This window comes from Pedobacter sp. N36a, assembly GCF_014472395.1.
Lineage (GTDB): Bacteria > Bacteroidota > Bacteroidia > Sphingobacteriales > Sphingobacteriaceae > Pedobacter.
In genome coordinates this window covers 236689-252365 of record NZ_JACSZW010000006.1, presented here as the reverse complement: position 1 = coordinate 252365, position 15677 = coordinate 236689, and the positions used below count along the sequence as shown (strand labels likewise).

The following is a 15677-nucleotide window of genomic DNA, read 5'->3' as shown; positions in this document are numbered from 1 at the left end:
TAACCTAACCAGAGCCTATTTTGAGACACTCAGGTCTTTAATTCTGATATTTTTAAAACGAACAACTGATCCATGACCAAGGAAACCAACACGACCTTTATCGCGCTGTAAACCTGGGTGGCTTTGACCATCAACAGTTCCTTTTTTTCGGGCCTCCGTGATGTCACCATCCAGGATCACATTTCCATTTAAGACCACTTTAATCTTTGGCCCTTTTACGGTAACTTCCTGATAATTCCATTCTCCTAAAGGCTTTAAAGAACCTCTTTTTGCGGCCTGAACACCATAAATAGAACCATGATACTGATACACATGGAGGTCTTTATAAATGTCGGCATCATTGTCCAGGATTTGCAGTTCCATCCCCTCATAAGCCGCATCACCAGTTAAAGGGGCACGAATCCCCAATCCGTTATTTGCTCCTGGAGTCAGCTGAAATTCAAAACGAAACACAAAATCGCTGTAATCATCTTTACTGAACAGGTTGCCTCCGGAACCTTTTCCAGGCTTTGGATTGATTTCCATATTTCCATTTACGATCGTATATGCGCTGGTATTTCCTGTCCACTGATGCATGTTCGTACCATCAAACAGTACTTTATATCCTTCTTTTTTCTCTGCAGCACTCAGCTCAAAAGGAACCGGACGCTCCAGCTCTTTAATATAGATATCCCTGTAGGCAACTCTCGATCCATGCGCTTGTAACTCAATCTGCTCTTCTGCAAAAATCGGCAGCTTACGGTCCCAATAATTTTCAAGGATCACATCTTCAGTAACCAATACACCATTCAGGTACACAGTAACGCGATCTCCCTTCATGATGATGTGGAAATTATTCCATTCTCCCAATTTATTATCTGCTACTTTTAAGGGCTTGCTTTCATTTACCTGATTATTATACAAACCACCCGAACCCACCTGAGCACCATCCTCTACTCTGGAAGTATCCCAGATCTGCACCTGAGGGCTGCCACGTAAATAAATTCCAGCATCGCCTTTTTTATTGCCATCGTCATAAATTTTCCAATCTACCAGCATTTCAAAATCACCATACTTTTTTAACGAAGCCAGGTTGTCTCCTTTTCCGGTAAACAATAAAGCACCGTTCTCAATTACCCAGCTTTTTAATGCTTCAGCATTTGCCTTTTCCTGAGCAGCTGTTAAGGTTTTCTCGTCCATCTTCGCTCTTTTCAGCGGATCAGCAACCAGACCTTTCCAGCCGGTCAGGTCTTTGCCATTAAACATCGGGATGAAGCCCGGGCCACCGGTCATTTCTGCAAGATATTTACTAATTGCCTGTTTCTCATATTCACTATCACCCCCGCTAAGCACTTGAATTGTTTTATTTAACAAGCTTTTTACCTCTGTACCTTCATAGGATTTATCTGACAATACAATGGTCATCACTGCTCTAGCCGCAGCTTGCTGCAAAGCAGGATCATCTATGTATTTTCCCGCAAAAATCACCGCATTAAAAGTCTTCGCCTGCTCCAGATCTATTAAAATCTGTTTCTTTTGCGCTGGCGTTTTAGCCACTTCCATTGCATCGCGCAGCATCAGTAATTTTTGTGCAGCAGGAACTGACGATAAACGAACCAGACGCAGATACCCCTGTAATGCTTCCTCCTGGAAGGTTGGATTAACGGCAGTTCTGGCGATGTTCAGTAAACTTTCCATAGAACTTGGATTTGCCCAGGAAGAGAGTGCTTCCAGCGCCAGTTTCTGTGTTTGCTCATCCCCGATTTTATAAGCATTATTCACTGCTGATAAGGCCTTGGAATCCCCAAGACTCGCCAGTACTTTGTAAAAAAACTTTTTCTTATCCGGATTAGCATCAGCCATTTGCTGCAAAACAATTTCCGTATGACTAGCGGTTGCACCCACTTTCAATGCAGCAATTAATGCCGATTGTACCATTAAAGACTCCTCATCAGTAGTTTCTTTACTATTCAATAATGTAAAAAGCTCCGGCAGATCTGCCTTAGTCACCAAATTAGCTAAAGCTGCAAATGCCGCTTTTCTTACCGCTGGATTTTTACTCTTCTGCAAAACATAGACACTATTGATCTGCTCATGAGCGGCACGTGCTGCAAGCACCTGAATTAAGGCCACCTGTACATTAGGTTTCATCACAGGCAGTGTTTTTGAGATATTTTCTGTCAAGCCTGCTCCTTTCATCCTCAACATCACCTCTGCCACTTTTTGCACGGTCGCATCGTCACCTTTGTCCATAGTTTTTAACAAGTCATGAAACACTTCAATCCCGCCAATTTTTGCTGCAGCCTCAATTGCGGCAAACTTCAAATCTTGATTTTTATGATTGATCAATTTCAATACTGCTGGAAGCGCGGCCGCAGCCTGTCCATCACCCAGCATGGTGACCATTTCAGCCTGTACATTAGGTTTTACTTTATTCAATTGTTTAAGCCATAAAGCTGTTCTTGCTGGATTTAAATATGGTAAAGCAAATTTAAAAGCTGCTGCTCTGTAAGCTATGGAAGGATCTTTTACTGCGACTAACAGCACAGAAATATCCTGACCTTTAGTTTCATCGGAAAGGATCTTCAAAGCACCGGTACGAACAGACACTAAATCCGGAGCAGTCGCTTTATCCAGTAGCTGAAGCGCGATTTTATGCGCTAAAACAACATTCCCATCTGCTAAAAGACGAGCTGCATAGTCAAGGTAAGCGGCAACAGCATTCGTGTTTTCATATTTAAAATTACTTTTTGCTGCCGAAGCAGCCATCAGTTCCTCAGAAGAAGGATCAGCAATTTTTGCCAGCGCGTAAAGGCTCATCTTTGTTAAGTTCTGGTCATTACCAGTTGCAAATGCAGCAATTGGGGCTGCCGCTGCTTTAACACGGGTATCACCTAATCCTTCAATCAGAGAAAGACGGCTCTTTCCTTCGGTTGAGGCCAAAGCATTCAACAAAGCCGTTTTTGAGGCTGAGGTATTGATTTTCACCAATGTCCTTACTGCAGGGTCTGAAAGTTGCACATCCTTCAAAAAAGGAATCAGAGCAGGAACTGCATCGTCCTGCGCAACACCATCCAGCTGACTCATGATAAAGGCTTTATGTTGCGGATCAGTTAGTTTCTGCAAGGCTTTAGTGTAAACAGACACGCACATTTTCCTCCAGTTTTCTTTTCCTGTCTTTGTGGAGGCTGCTGTAAATCCGCCAATTGCATATTCAATTAAAGCATTATTACCTTTTCCTACTGGAGCAAGCATCCCGATGAGTTCCAGGTAGCCGCCTTCGCCAAGTCCGGCAATATCATTTGCATTGATGGCCGCCTGGGCCGCATCTTTTGCCGGCATCTGCGCCAACAAATCAGCAATACGCGTTATCTGCGTACGCTGGTCTTTTTTATCCTGTGCGATAGCCAGCCCCTGAAACGCAAGGGTAGCCAAAAGGATAAAGAATATCTTTTTTATCATTATAAATATTTTTAGAATGGGTTCGAATAAATTGATGTTAAATGGTGTATGGAGCGCGCATGACCGGGTTAATCAACCTGTTTGCACCTTCATCGTCAATAAACTCCTGTTTTACCGGGTCAAACTTTAGCGAACGGCCTAAACGTAATGCCGCCAATCCAATGTTGATGATATTGCAGGAGCGATGTCCATTTTCTTCATTTAAAGCAAACTGACTTCTGGTTTTCACAGAGGTGATAAAATCCGTCATTTGCGGCGCCGGATCAGGGAATGCAGCTAACTTGCGTTCCAAATCAGGGATGTCAGACTTAAAGCCAGCATATAGCTTACCTTTAGGGCCTTCAATATAAGCTGCCTTCTCATCTTTTCCTTCACCATCCAGAATAATCTGGCAACCATCCGCATAAGTATAAGTAATTCTACGCCAGATACCGACTGCATCAGTATGCTGCTGCGCCGCATCAATTTCTACAGAAATTGGGCTGGTGTCATCTTTACCAAGGAAATATTGAATAGGATCCAGGTAATGCTGTCCCATGTCACTCAAACCGCCGCCATCATAATCCCAGTATCCCCTGAAAGTTTGGTGTACCCGATGTGTGCTATAAGGCTTAAATGGCGCCGGACCTAACCAGGCATCATAATCCAGTTCCTGTGGAACCGGTTCAACAGGTAAATTGTCTTTTCCTACCCAGTAAAACTTCCAGTCGAAACCAGTATGCTTACTTACGGTTACTTTTAATGGCCAGCCGAGTAAACCGCTGTCTACTAATTTTTTGATCGGTTTCACGGTGGTTCCCATTCCATAGAAATTATCTTTGAAACGGAACCAGGTATTTAAACGGAACATACGCCCATGTTTTTGAACGGCTTCCATTACACGCTTACCCTCTCCGATGGTATGCGTCATTGGCTTTTCACACCAAATATCTTTTCCGGCATTTGCAGCATCCACTGCCATAATCCCATGCCAATGCGGAGGCGTGGCAATGTGTACAATATCTACTTCCGGCAATTTGATCAGTTCCCGGTAATCACTAAAGGTCTTCACCCCTTTATCAAGCATCGGCTTTGCGATATCCAAATGTCTGGTATCTACATCACAAATGGCAACTACCTGTGTTCCATCGTATCCAAAATGGCCTCTTCCCATACTGCCAACACCGATTACAGCTTTAGTTAGCCGATCACTAGGTGCAATAAATCCGGTTCCGCCAAGTACATACCTGGGGACGATGCTGAAGGCAGCAACACCTACCGCTGTTTTTTTAATAAAATCTCTTCTTGAGTTTGGTTGATTTGGTTTCATATTCGTTTGTGCATTAATGTATTCGAGCAAAATCAAACGTCATATAAACCGATCCGAAACGACACATGGAGTGAAGCATCTTGAAAAAGATGTACTCCTACAGGAACAGTTTATATTTGGCTTATAACTTAGGTGGTCAGCCACAAAGTCATTGATTCTCAAATTTATTATTATTATTGAAAAAATCGGTGTAATTGTAACACTTACTTAATACAAATGGCTGAAAAATCACGAATGATAAAAATAATAGCTTAAATTTGAGGATAGACCAATTATTGACATGGCATTTATCGACTATTATAAGATTCTAGGTGTTGACAAAAAAGCTTCACAGGAGGATATAAAAAAAGCATACAGGAAACTGGCAAGGAAATATCATCCTGATTTGAATCCCAACGACAAAGAAGCTAACAAGAGATTTCAAGAGATCAATGAAGCAAATGAAGCCCTTAGTGACCCTGAAAAGCGTAAAAAATACGATGAATACGGAGAACACTGGAAAAATTCAGATCAGTTTGAACAAGCAAGGTCGCAATCCAGACATCAGGGAGGAAATCCTTTTGGTGGTGGAAGATCAGGTGGACAAAGTGCTTCAGATTTTGGTGGGGGCGATTTCTCAGACTTTTTTGAATCTATGTTTGGTGGCGGCGGAAGATCATCTGGAAGAAGCAGTGCGAAATTTAAAGGACAGGATTACAATGCCAGCTTTAGTATCTCTCTCAGAGATGCTTATACCACGCATAAACAAACGCTGACCATTAACGATAAAAAAATCAGGATCACAATTCCTGCAGGTATTGCCGATGAGCAGGTCATTAAATTAAAAGGAATGGGTGCAGCCGGTGTAAACGGTGGCCCGGCAGGTGATTTATACCTGACCATCAATGTTCAGGAAGATCCGATCTTCAAAAGACTGCACAACGACCTGTACCTGACGCAGGATATTGATTTATACACCGCTGTTTTGGGTGGAGAAGTAATGGTGGAAACCCTGGATGGAAAAGTAAAACTTAAAATCCCTGCAGGAACACAGAATGGCACTAAAGTCAGACTGAAAAATAAAGGCTTCCCTTTGTATAAAAAAGATGGAGAATTTGGGAACCTTTTCATTACTTACAATGTTAAACTTCCTGAAAACCTGACTGAAAAACAACAAGAACTGTTTAGAGAACTACAAAACCTGAGTTAATCCCTACAGCTATGGAAACAGAATTCATCACCATCACTGAATATTGTATCAATTATCACATAGACCCTTCTTTTATGGTCTCATTGGAAGAACAAGAAATTGTCCGGTTTCCAATTGTCGAAAAAGAAAAATGTATCCATACGGATCAGCTCGCAGAATTGGAAAAATATGTTCATTTGCATTACGACCTTCAAATCAATATAGAAGGGATTGATGCCATCAGACATTTGCTACAGCGCGTACATGATATGCAGGAAAAGATCAAACAATTACAGCACGAACTTCATCTGCATAAGTAATGTTACGGAATCGCTTCCAAAAATACAGCAATACGATCCCGTATGTACTGATGACTGAATTTCAAGTCAGCAAAGACATCGCAGACAGGAACCTCAACGAATCGAGTCTGATAAAGCGCATCAACAATTACCTGGCGATCTAATTTTTTAAGGTCCCAGGGATTAAAGCTTGATAAATCCAACGTAACTTTGCGGGCAAATGAAGTCTGACCTCCAAAAACCTTTTATCCAGCTTTTCGACTTTTCTAAAAAGATCAATTATAAAACTGAAATCCTTGCAGGGCTAACCGTAGCCATGACGATGATGCCGGAATCTTTATCCTTTGCTATTCTGGCGGGCTTCCCACCATTAACAGGTTTGTATGCGGCCTTCATTATGGGTTTGGTAACAGCAGTATTTGGTGGCAGACCGGGTTTAATCTCCGGTGGAGCAGGCGCTACAGTGATTGTTCTGATTGCCTTAATGAGATCACATGGCTTAGATTATGTCTTTGCCGCAGTTGTACTTGCAGGCTTTTTTCAAATTAGTGTTGGCTTATTTAAACTGGGGAAATTTGTACGCCTGGTGCCTCAGCCGGTAATGTTTGGCTTCGTTAACGGATTGGCCATTATTATCTTTATGGCGCAGCTACAGCAGTTTAAAACCGTAATTAACGGAGAAATGGTCTGGCTTAGCGGTACTCCACTATACCTGATGGCTGGCCTCGTTGCCTTAACCATCGCCATTGTACTGATCTTATCAAAATTCACGAAAGCCATCCCCTCATCATTGGCCGCTATTATTGTGGTGTTCCTGATCGTGTTAGGCTTCCATATTGATACCAAAACTGTTGGAGATATTGCATCTGTGAGTGGCGGATTTCCTCCCTTTCATATTCCTCAGGTACCATTTACCCTGGAAACCTTACAAATCATCCTGCCCTATGCCTTAATTATGGGCGCTGTTGGTCTTACCGAAGGATTGCTCACCTTAAATCTGGTGGATGAAATCACAGAAAGTAAAGGTGATAGCAATCGGGAATGTATTGCCCAAGGTTCTGCAAATATGCTCAACGGCTTTTTCTTTGGTATGGGGGGCTGCCCAATGATCGCACAAACACTGGTGAATCTTTCTGCAGGAGCCAGAGCCAGGCTTTCTGGAATTGTTGCCGCCATCACCATATTAATGATCATTCTTTTCGGTGCTCCACTCATAGAAAAAGTACCAATGGCAGCCTTAACAGGTGTGATGATCATGGTTGCAATTGGAACTTTTGAATGGATGAGCTTAAAAGTGATCAATAAAATGCCAGGTAAAGATATTTTCGTAGGTGTGCTTGTCGCAGGAATTACCGTATGGCTCCATAACCTGGCGCTCGCTGTATTGATTGGTGTGATCGTTTCCGCATTAATCTTTGCCTGGGAAAGTGCCAAAAGAATCCGTGCAAAGAAATACATCGATGAAGATGGTGCCAAACATTACGAAATCTATGGCCCGTTATTCTTTGGTTCTACCCACAATTTTCTGGAAAAATTTGAGCCGGCCAGGGACCCGGAGGTGGTTTTTATTGATTTCAAAGACAGCAGGATTGAAGATATGTCTGGCATAGACGCCATCAATAAATTAACTGAACGCTATCGAAAAATAGGAAAAACCATTTATCTAACCCATTTAAGTGAAGATTGCAGGAAATTACTAAAAGATGCAGCCGCTATCATTGTTGTGAATATCCTAGAAGATCCTACCTATATGGTAGCCACCGAAAAAGGAGGCGCTGTTTCCTAAAGCAGGTCATCCCCCTCCGCTATACCGAATCAGCTAAAGTCATATTTTGGTCTTTTAAACGAACTTATTTGGAAGAAACAGCTATCAATCGTATTATTGCAATGTAATAATTAAACAAGATATGGGATTGACCAAATCAGAAATATTTACCGACGAGCAAAACCAATTGTCTCAGTTATTAAAGGCAATGGCGCACCCGGCAAGAATTGCCATCTTGCAGAGAATCATGGCTTCCAATACCTGTATTTGTGGTGATCTTGTGGAACAATTAGGTTTAGCTCAAGCGACCATATCTCAGCATTTAAAAGAGTTAAAAAATGCAGGACTTATTCAAGGAACCATTGAAGGCGTAAGTGTGTGCTATTGTATCAATCCTAAAACCTGGAAAATGATGGAAGACCAATTGGGTACCTTCTTAGGTGCTTATAAAGGTGAAATCCCCTGCTGTTAAAAAAATATCTATATCAATCGTAAAATTGCAATATATGAATACTACAACATTAATGAACTGGGAGAGCTTCAAAGCAAAGTTACAAGCCCATCCTGAGCAAACGCTGCAATTTCAATATGCAGCAGACCAATGGGTAGACGCCTCCTACCACATCACCGAAATTAAACAAGCGCCTATCGTATCCGTGGATTGCGGCGGAGTGATGAATTCCTGGACGGAAATCATTGTACAACTATGGGAACCTTCAGAAAAGGAGAGTGAAAGGGCTATGCAAGTGAAGAAAGCCTTATCTATTGTGGAACTGGTTGAAAAATCATTACCGCTGAATCCTATAGGAATTGTGAAAATTGAATTTGGAAATTCTCATTTTGATACCCGTCAGATGTATCCAGGAGAAATGACCATCGATGGAGAAAACTTAATTGTAAACCTCAACCCTGATGCCACACAATGCAAAGCGATCAATCGCGGAGGCAGCTGCGGAACCAACGAAACAGGTGAAGAATGCTGCAGCCCAGCAGCAGCGGTAACTGTATCCACGGAAAAACCAAAAATCCAACTGATCAATTTTGCTCCGGACGCTGAAAGCTGTAAACCTGGATCCGGTTGCTGCTAAATTTTAAAAGATGAAAAAAATACTCATACTCTGCACAGGCAATAGTTGCCGCAGTCAGATTGCAGAAGGTTATTTAAGACACTTTTCTGGCAATAAAGCACTGATTTACAGCGCCGGAATAGAGACTCACGGGGTAAACCCAAGGGCCATTGAAACGATGAAGCAAGATGATATAGACGTTTCAACCCATACCTCCAACCACATCGAAGAATATATGGCCATTGATTTTGATTTCCTGATTACCGTATGTGACAACGCGAAAGAAAGCTGTCCATTTTTCCTAACTCAAGCCATCAAGTTTCATTACAACTTCCCAGACCCCGCAAAGGCTACCGGAACTGAAACAGAAATCCAGGCGCAATTTGCCGAAGTCCGGAATATGATCAAGGACTACTGCCAAAATTTTGTTCACAAAAACCTGTAATTTAGAATGTCTGCAAATCATTGTACCCCAATAGTTGCGCGAAAAAAACTTAGCTTTTTAGACCGTTATCTGACCTTATGGATCTTTCTGGCCATGGCCATTGGGGTTAGCTTAGGATATTTTATCCCCGCTTCTTCGGGAATCATCAATTCCTTTTCCAGTGGAACCACAAACATTCCTCTGGCCATTGGTCTGATCCTGATGATGTATCCTCCCCTCGCCAAAGTGAAATATGAAAACATGGGAGAAGTTTTTAAAGACACTAAAGTACTGAGTACTTCATTGGTACTCAACTGGATTATTGGTCCTGTGTTAATGTTCCTATTGGCGATTACATTTTTAAGGGATAATCCGGAATATATGATCGGATTGATCTTGATCGGTTTAGCTCGATGTATCGCGATGGTAGTGGTCTGGAATGAACTGGCAGAGGGAAATCGGGAATATGCTGCTGGATTAATTGCCCTCAATAGCATCTTTCAAGTCTTATTGTACAGCGTTTATGCCTATGTTTTCATTACGGTGCTCCCGCCATTATTCGGATTAAAAGGCCTGGAAGTTTCCATCAGTATCGGTCAGATTGCGGAAAGTGTAGCCATCTATCTGGGTATTCCTTTTGCCATGGGAGTCATCAGCAGGTACAGTCTAATTAAATTAAAAGGTGAGGTCTGGTTTCAGGAAAAGTTTGTGCCCTTCATCTCACCAATTACCTTAATTGCACTGTTATTTACCATTGTTGTCATGTTTAGTCTGAAAGGAAAACTCATCGTTCAGATTCCATTAGATGTGGTTCGTATTGCTATTCCTTTAGCCATTTATTTTGCATTGATGTTCTTTTTGAGTTTCTTTGCAGGTCAATACTTCGGTGCAGATTACAGTAAAAGCACAGCAATTGCCTTCACAGCAACCGGAAATAATTTTGAACTGGCTATAGCGGTGGCAATCGGTGTGTTCGGAATCAACTCCGGACAAGCTTTTGCAGGGGTAATAGGTCCATTGGTAGAAGTACCAGCCCTCATTGCCCTCGTCAATCTTTCCTTTTGGTTTAGAAAAAAGTACTTCCTCCAGAATACCTGATCGAACAAAAAATGGATAGATTAGCCTTGAAAACCTAGTTTGCTTTTCTGCATGAAAAAACGCGATAGTGGTCGGGTAGTGTTCGGGAAGAGATCGCCCCTATTGTAGGAGCTGGAAGAGGTTCGGAAGGGCTTGCCCTAGGGTGACTGCAATGTTTACTATACCAACCCTATGGCAACCCCTTCCGAATCCCCAAGAAAAACAGGTCTATTCCCGACCACAACTACAGCGCTTTAAAATGACCCTGCTCTTAGAAATAAACCTCTACCCAAAGTAAAAAAAGTTAAAAAGATGATCAGTAGTTTAAAAAAATATATAAGTTTGCAGCGTGAGGTACTTAGCTTATATATTTACAATTGTCATCATGGCCCTATCAGTATGGCCATGTTGTGATGATGAAGCTAAGATTAGTACACAACAAACACAAATTAGCGAAGTAAAGGAGATTCCTTGTGATCAGGACCCAGGGCCACATACCTGCTCCCCTTTCTTCCATTGCAGCACTTGCCAGGCTTTTGCTATTCCTAGCCCAAGCCAATTGGTTAACACTACCGTATTTTCTAAAAAAGAAGTCAGCTACCCTGACCTTCCTGCCGCACCACTGGTGATCTTTTCCGGTGACATCTGGCAACCGCCTCAGTTAGGATAACTCAACACCATTTCATCAGTTTTTGATGGATCCTCGTATTGATTATTTTTAGCTATAAGACAAACCCTTATGTTTGATAAGATTATTTTATTCTCTATAAAGAATAAACTGGCCATTGGTTTAATGACACTTTCCCTGGTAATCTGGGGCATTTATTCACTAACCAGATTGCCCATAGATGCCGTACCCGATATCACTAATAACCAGGTACAAATTATAACCCAGGCACCAAGTCTAGGTGCCCAGGAGGTCGAACAATTCATCACAGCACCCATCGAACTGGCCATGGCCAATATCCCGGAGGTACTGGAAAAACGTTCCATTTCCAGGTCCGGAATTTCGGTGATTACCATCGTTTTTGAAGATGATACTGATATTTACTGGGCAAGGCAGCAAGTTAGTGCCCAGCTGAAAGAAGCGGAAGCAAATATCCCAAAAGGACTGGCAGAACCAATTCTAGCCCCGATTACCACTGGATTAGGAGAAATTTACCAATATGTATTGCATACCAAGAAAGGATATGAAAAGAAATATAATGCTACAGACCTCAGAACTTTACAGGACTGGGTGGTTAGGACACAGCTTGCCGGAACTAAAGGCGTAGCCGAAGTGAGCGGCTGGGGTGGTTATGTGAAACAATATGAAATTGCCCTCGACAATGATAAGCTGAATTCCCTCAACATTACCATTGCAGACATCTATAAAGCATTAGAGAACAACAACGAAAACACTGGCGGTTCCTATATTGAACAGCAAAGTAATTCCTATACCATACGCGGTGTAGGTCAGGTAAAAAGCCTGGCAGATATTGAAAAGATTGTCGTAAAAAACATGGGCGGGGTTCCCATCCTTATCCGTGATGTGGCTACCGTACAATTTGGATCGGCCACCAGATATGGCGCCGTAACCCGCGATGGCGAAGGTGAAGTCGTAGCCGGAATCACACTCATGCTCAAAGGAGAAAACTTCAATGAGGTGATCAAAAATGTGAAGGGACGCATTGAACAAATCCAAAAATCACTGCCGGAAGGCGTAGTCATTGAACCTTTTATTGACCGTACTGAATTGGTGGGCAGATCGATCAGTACTGTGCAAAAAAACCTGATTGAAGGTGCACTGATTGTCATATTCGTATTGCTCCTGTTACTGGGTAACTGGAGAGCCGGCCTGATCGTCGCCTCAGTAATTCCCCTTTCCATGTTATTTGCGTTCTCCATGATGCGTCTTTTTGGGGTATCCGGGAACTTAATGAGCCTTGGAGCGATAGATTTCGGACTGATTGTGGATGGAGCGGTAATTATTGTAGAAGCCATCATCTTCCGGCTCAGCTCCAGAAATCAGAGTGCAGACAGCATTCCCTTAACCAATCAGCAAATGGATAAAGAGGTATATACTGCCTCCTCAAAAATCAGAAATAGTGCCGCTTTCGGCGAAATCATTATCCTGATCGTCTACCTTCCCCTGCTGACATTGGTTGGAATTGAAGGTAAAATGTTTAAACCAATGGCGCAGACCGTAGTTTTCGCTATTGTAGGTGCTTTCATTTTATCTATGTCGTACGTGCCCATGATGGCCGCCCTTTTCCTGAGTAAAAATACACAGCATAAACCCAATATCTCCGATAAAATCATGGATGCGATGCTGCGAGTTTATCAACCGGCGTTAAAAGCAGTATTGAAATTCAAAAAAATCACGATATCAGCAGCCCTTTTACTGTTTGCAATCACCCTATGGGTATTCAATAATATGGGAGGAGAATTTCTTCCGCAATTAGAAGAAGGTGACCTCGCGGTAGAGATCTCTATGTCGCAGGGAACCTCTTTAACACAGGTGGTGGAAACTTTTAGCAAAGCTGAGAAAATCCTGAAAGAGCAGTTTCCAGAGGTTAAACAAGTAGTTACCCGTATTGGAAGTGCCGAAATCCCTACAGACCCCATGCCGGTAGAGCGTGGCGATATGATGGTGGCCATGAAACCGAAAGAACAATGGACTTCTGCAAAGACGAAAGAAGAAATGTCGGAGAAAATGGAAGCTGCATTGTCAATCCTTCCCGGTGTCAATATAGAAATCACACAGCCGATGCAAATGCGTTTCAATGAACTGATGACTGGTGTTAGACAGGATGTAGCCATAAAAATCTATGGCGAAGACCTCGATATATTGACACAACAGGCCAATAAAATTGCCAAACTCATTACTCCTGTTCCTGGAGTAAACGAGCCTTTTGTTGAGCAGGTTACGGGACTTCCGCAAATTGTAGTGGAATACGATCGTGATAAAATTGCTCAATATGGTCTCAGCATTGCTGATGTAAATACGCTGCTAAGAACCGCTTTTGCAGGGAATACCGCAGGCGTTGTCTTTGAAGGAGAGAAAAGATTCGAAATGGTAGTACGCCTGGAAAGAGACTTACGTGAGAACATTTCCAGTATTGAAAATCTCTACATTCCATTACCATCAGGCAATAAGGTACCACTAAATCAGGTGGCCAGCATTACCCTAAAAAATGCACCGGCGCAAATCTCCAGAGAAGATGGAAAACGAAGAATTTATGTTGGCTTTAACGTGAAAGGCAGGGATGTAGAACGTACCGTTTCGGAAATTCAAAGTATATTAAATGAGCAGCTAAAGCTTCCTTCGGGATATTATCTGACTTATGGCGGGCAATTTGAAAACCTGACAAAAGCGAAAGACAGGTTGTCTATTGCCGTTCCAATTGCGCTGATTTTGATTACGGGCTTGCTGTACATGACTTTCAAATCATTTAGTCAGACCATACTCATCTTTACAGCCATTCCTCTTTCTGCAATTGGCGGCGTTTTCGCCTTAATTCTGAGGGATATGCCATTCAGTATTTCTGCTGGTGTAGGCTTTATTGCACTCTTTGGCGTGGCCGTGCTGAATGGAATTGTCCTCATAGGCTATTTCAATCAGTTGAAAGAAGAAGGCATGACCGATAACTACCAGCGTGTAATTGAAGGGACAAAAGTGAGGTTAAGGCCGGTGATCATGACCGCCGCTGTGGCTTCCCTAGGCTTCCTGCCAATGGCACTTTCTGGCAGCGCAGGTGCAGAAGTACAAAAACCTTTAGCCACAGTAGTGATCGGCGGATTGCTTTCCGCGACCCTACTCACCCTGTTTGTACTCCCTTGTCTATATCTATTGTTCTCCCGAAAAAGAGAAGAAAATCGAAAATCAAATTCCCATCAAATGGTAAAAAGCTGGTTCATTATTGGACTAATTGGTTTAACCAGCTTTGGCAGCATCAATACCGCAGACGCTCAAAGTAAACCACTTAGTCTGGACAGCATTATCGCAATGGCTGTGAACAACAACTTAAAGTTGAAATCTGCCAAATTGGGCATCGCACAGTCTAAAGCACTGCAAAAATCAGGCTTTGATCCAGCAAAAACAGAATTTGCATTGGCGCAGGATCCTACAAGTGGTGGTGGTAACGACAATTCCATAAATGTTACGCAGACATTCTCCTGGCCTGGATTGTATAAAAATCAGAATAAAGTGCTCAAGATGGAAACTGCATTAACAGAAAAAGCATTCAATTATTCCCGTGCAGAGATGGTCAGGGATACAAAGACTGCTTATTACAACTACCTTTATTACATTCAGACACTAAAAGTGCTGAACTTCCAGGATAGCATCTACCAGAATTTCATTAAAAAAGCTGAAATCAGATATAAATCCGGAGAAACTTCAAATCTGGAACTGATGACCGCCAGAAATAAGTATCAGGAAGTACAGGCCTTGAAAAATGCCGCAGCAGCAGAATTGAAAATTCAGGAACTTACAATCCAGCAATTGCTGAACACCAGGTCTCCGATCGTTTTGGCTTCCACAGATTTACCTTCGCTAATTGCTGTTAAACTGGATTCAGCCGGGAAAAACTTAAATCCTATGCTCAGCTATCAGGAGCAGCAAGTGGCGATTGCCAATGCAAAAATCGCCCTCCAAAAATCTAAAGCAATGCCAGATTTCACCCTTGGTTATAGCCAGCAGATGGTGATCAAGTCTTTCAATCCAGCCAACATCGATCGGAGTTATACCCCTGGAACCCGCATTGCAGGGATGCAGATTGGTGTTGCAGTTCCCCTGTTTAATGGTGCTGGCCGGGCAAAAGTGAAAGCGGAGAAAATTGCAGTTCAAATGGCGGAAACTAATTACCAAAATACCGCCCGTGAGTTTGAAATTCAGTATGAACAAATATTCCAGGAATACCTGAAAAACAAACAAATTCTAGATTATTACACCAATGTGGGTTTAAAGCAGTCAAAAGAGCAGCTGCGCATTGCACAGATATCATTTGATCTGGGAGAAATTGGCTACATGGAATATGTACAGAACATTTCCCTGGCCATTCAAAGCAATATCACTTACCTGGAAACACTAAATCAGCTCAACCAAACCACCATTCAATTGGCATTTATCAAAGGAGAATAATC

General features: G+C 42.4%; 12 protein-coding genes. 10 read left to right on the top strand and 2 right to left on the bottom strand.

What is annotated here, in order from left to right; translation table 11 throughout:
- Positions 1–15 precede the first annotated feature (15 nt).
- Together H9X96_RS14000 and H9X96_RS13995 are read right to left on the bottom strand one after the other, a co-directional pair.
- Positions 16–3441, bottom strand: coding sequence for a family 16 glycoside hydrolase (locus H9X96_RS14000; protein WP_187666891.1), 3426 nt, complete (start codon positions 3439–3441; stop codon positions 16–18).
- Positions 3442–3478: 37 nt separating this feature from the next.
- Entirely contained in the window at positions 3479–4750 is a 1272-nt protein-coding gene (locus H9X96_RS13995; protein WP_187666890.1) for a Gfo/Idh/MocA family oxidoreductase, read from the bottom strand.
- Between the two features lie 280 nt (positions 4751–5030).
- Here H9X96_RS13995 and H9X96_RS13990 point away from each other — a divergent pair, with 280 nt between their 5' ends.
- The 10 genes from H9X96_RS13990 to H9X96_RS13945 all read left to right on the top strand — a co-directional run bounded on the left by H9X96_RS13990 (position 5031) and on the right by H9X96_RS13945 (position 15675).
- Entirely contained in the window at positions 5031–5939 is a 909-nt protein-coding gene (locus H9X96_RS13990; protein ID WP_187666889.1) for a DnaJ C-terminal domain-containing protein, read from the top strand.
- 11 nt (positions 5940–5950) lie between these two features.
- The gene (locus tag H9X96_RS13985) at positions 5951–6238 is read left to right on the top strand and encodes a chaperone modulator CbpM (protein ID WP_187666888.1); all 288 of its coding nucleotides are present in this window, start codon (positions 5951–5953) and stop codon (positions 6236–6238) included.
- Complete coding sequence (locus H9X96_RS13980; protein WP_187666887.1) at positions 6238–6381, top strand: hypothetical protein; 144 nt, start codon at positions 6238–6240, stop codon at positions 6379–6381. The genes H9X96_RS13985 and H9X96_RS13980 overlap by 1 nt, the downstream gene beginning before the upstream one ends.
- Before the next feature lie 56 nt (positions 6382–6437).
- Positions 6438–8003: a SulP family inorganic anion transporter gene (locus tag H9X96_RS13975; protein WP_187666886.1), complete on the top strand. Its 1566-nt coding sequence runs from the start codon at positions 6438–6440 to the stop codon at positions 8001–8003.
- Positions 8004–8124: 121 nt separating this feature from the next.
- Complete coding sequence (locus H9X96_RS13970; protein WP_187666885.1) at positions 8125–8454, top strand: helix-turn-helix transcriptional regulator; 330 nt, start codon at positions 8125–8127, stop codon at positions 8452–8454.
- 34 nt (positions 8455–8488) lie between these two features.
- On the top strand, positions 8489–9070 hold the full coding sequence (locus H9X96_RS13965) for a DUF6428 family protein (protein WP_187666884.1): 582 nt from the start codon (positions 8489–8491) through the stop codon (positions 9068–9070).
- Between the two features lie 10 nt (positions 9071–9080).
- A complete protein-coding gene (locus tag H9X96_RS13960) occupies positions 9081–9494 on the top strand; it encodes an arsenate reductase ArsC (RefSeq protein ID WP_187666883.1) in 414 nt (137 codons plus the stop codon).
- A 6-nt stretch (positions 9495–9500) separates the two neighbouring features.
- Complete coding sequence (arsB, locus tag H9X96_RS13955; RefSeq protein ID WP_187666882.1) at positions 9501–10571, top strand: ACR3 family arsenite efflux transporter; 1071 nt, start codon at positions 9501–9503, stop codon at positions 10569–10571.
- A gap of 328 nt (positions 10572–10899) precedes the next feature.
- On the top strand, positions 10900–11220 hold the full coding sequence (locus H9X96_RS13950; protein WP_370576738.1) for a DUF6660 family protein: 321 nt from the start codon (positions 10900–10902) through the stop codon (positions 11218–11220).
- A 69-nt stretch (positions 11221–11289) separates the two neighbouring features.
- Complete coding sequence (locus tag H9X96_RS13945; protein ID WP_187666880.1) at positions 11290–15675, top strand: CusA/CzcA family heavy metal efflux RND transporter; 4386 nt, start codon at positions 11290–11292, stop codon at positions 15673–15675.
- The last annotated feature ends 2 nt before the right edge of the window (positions 15676–15677 follow it).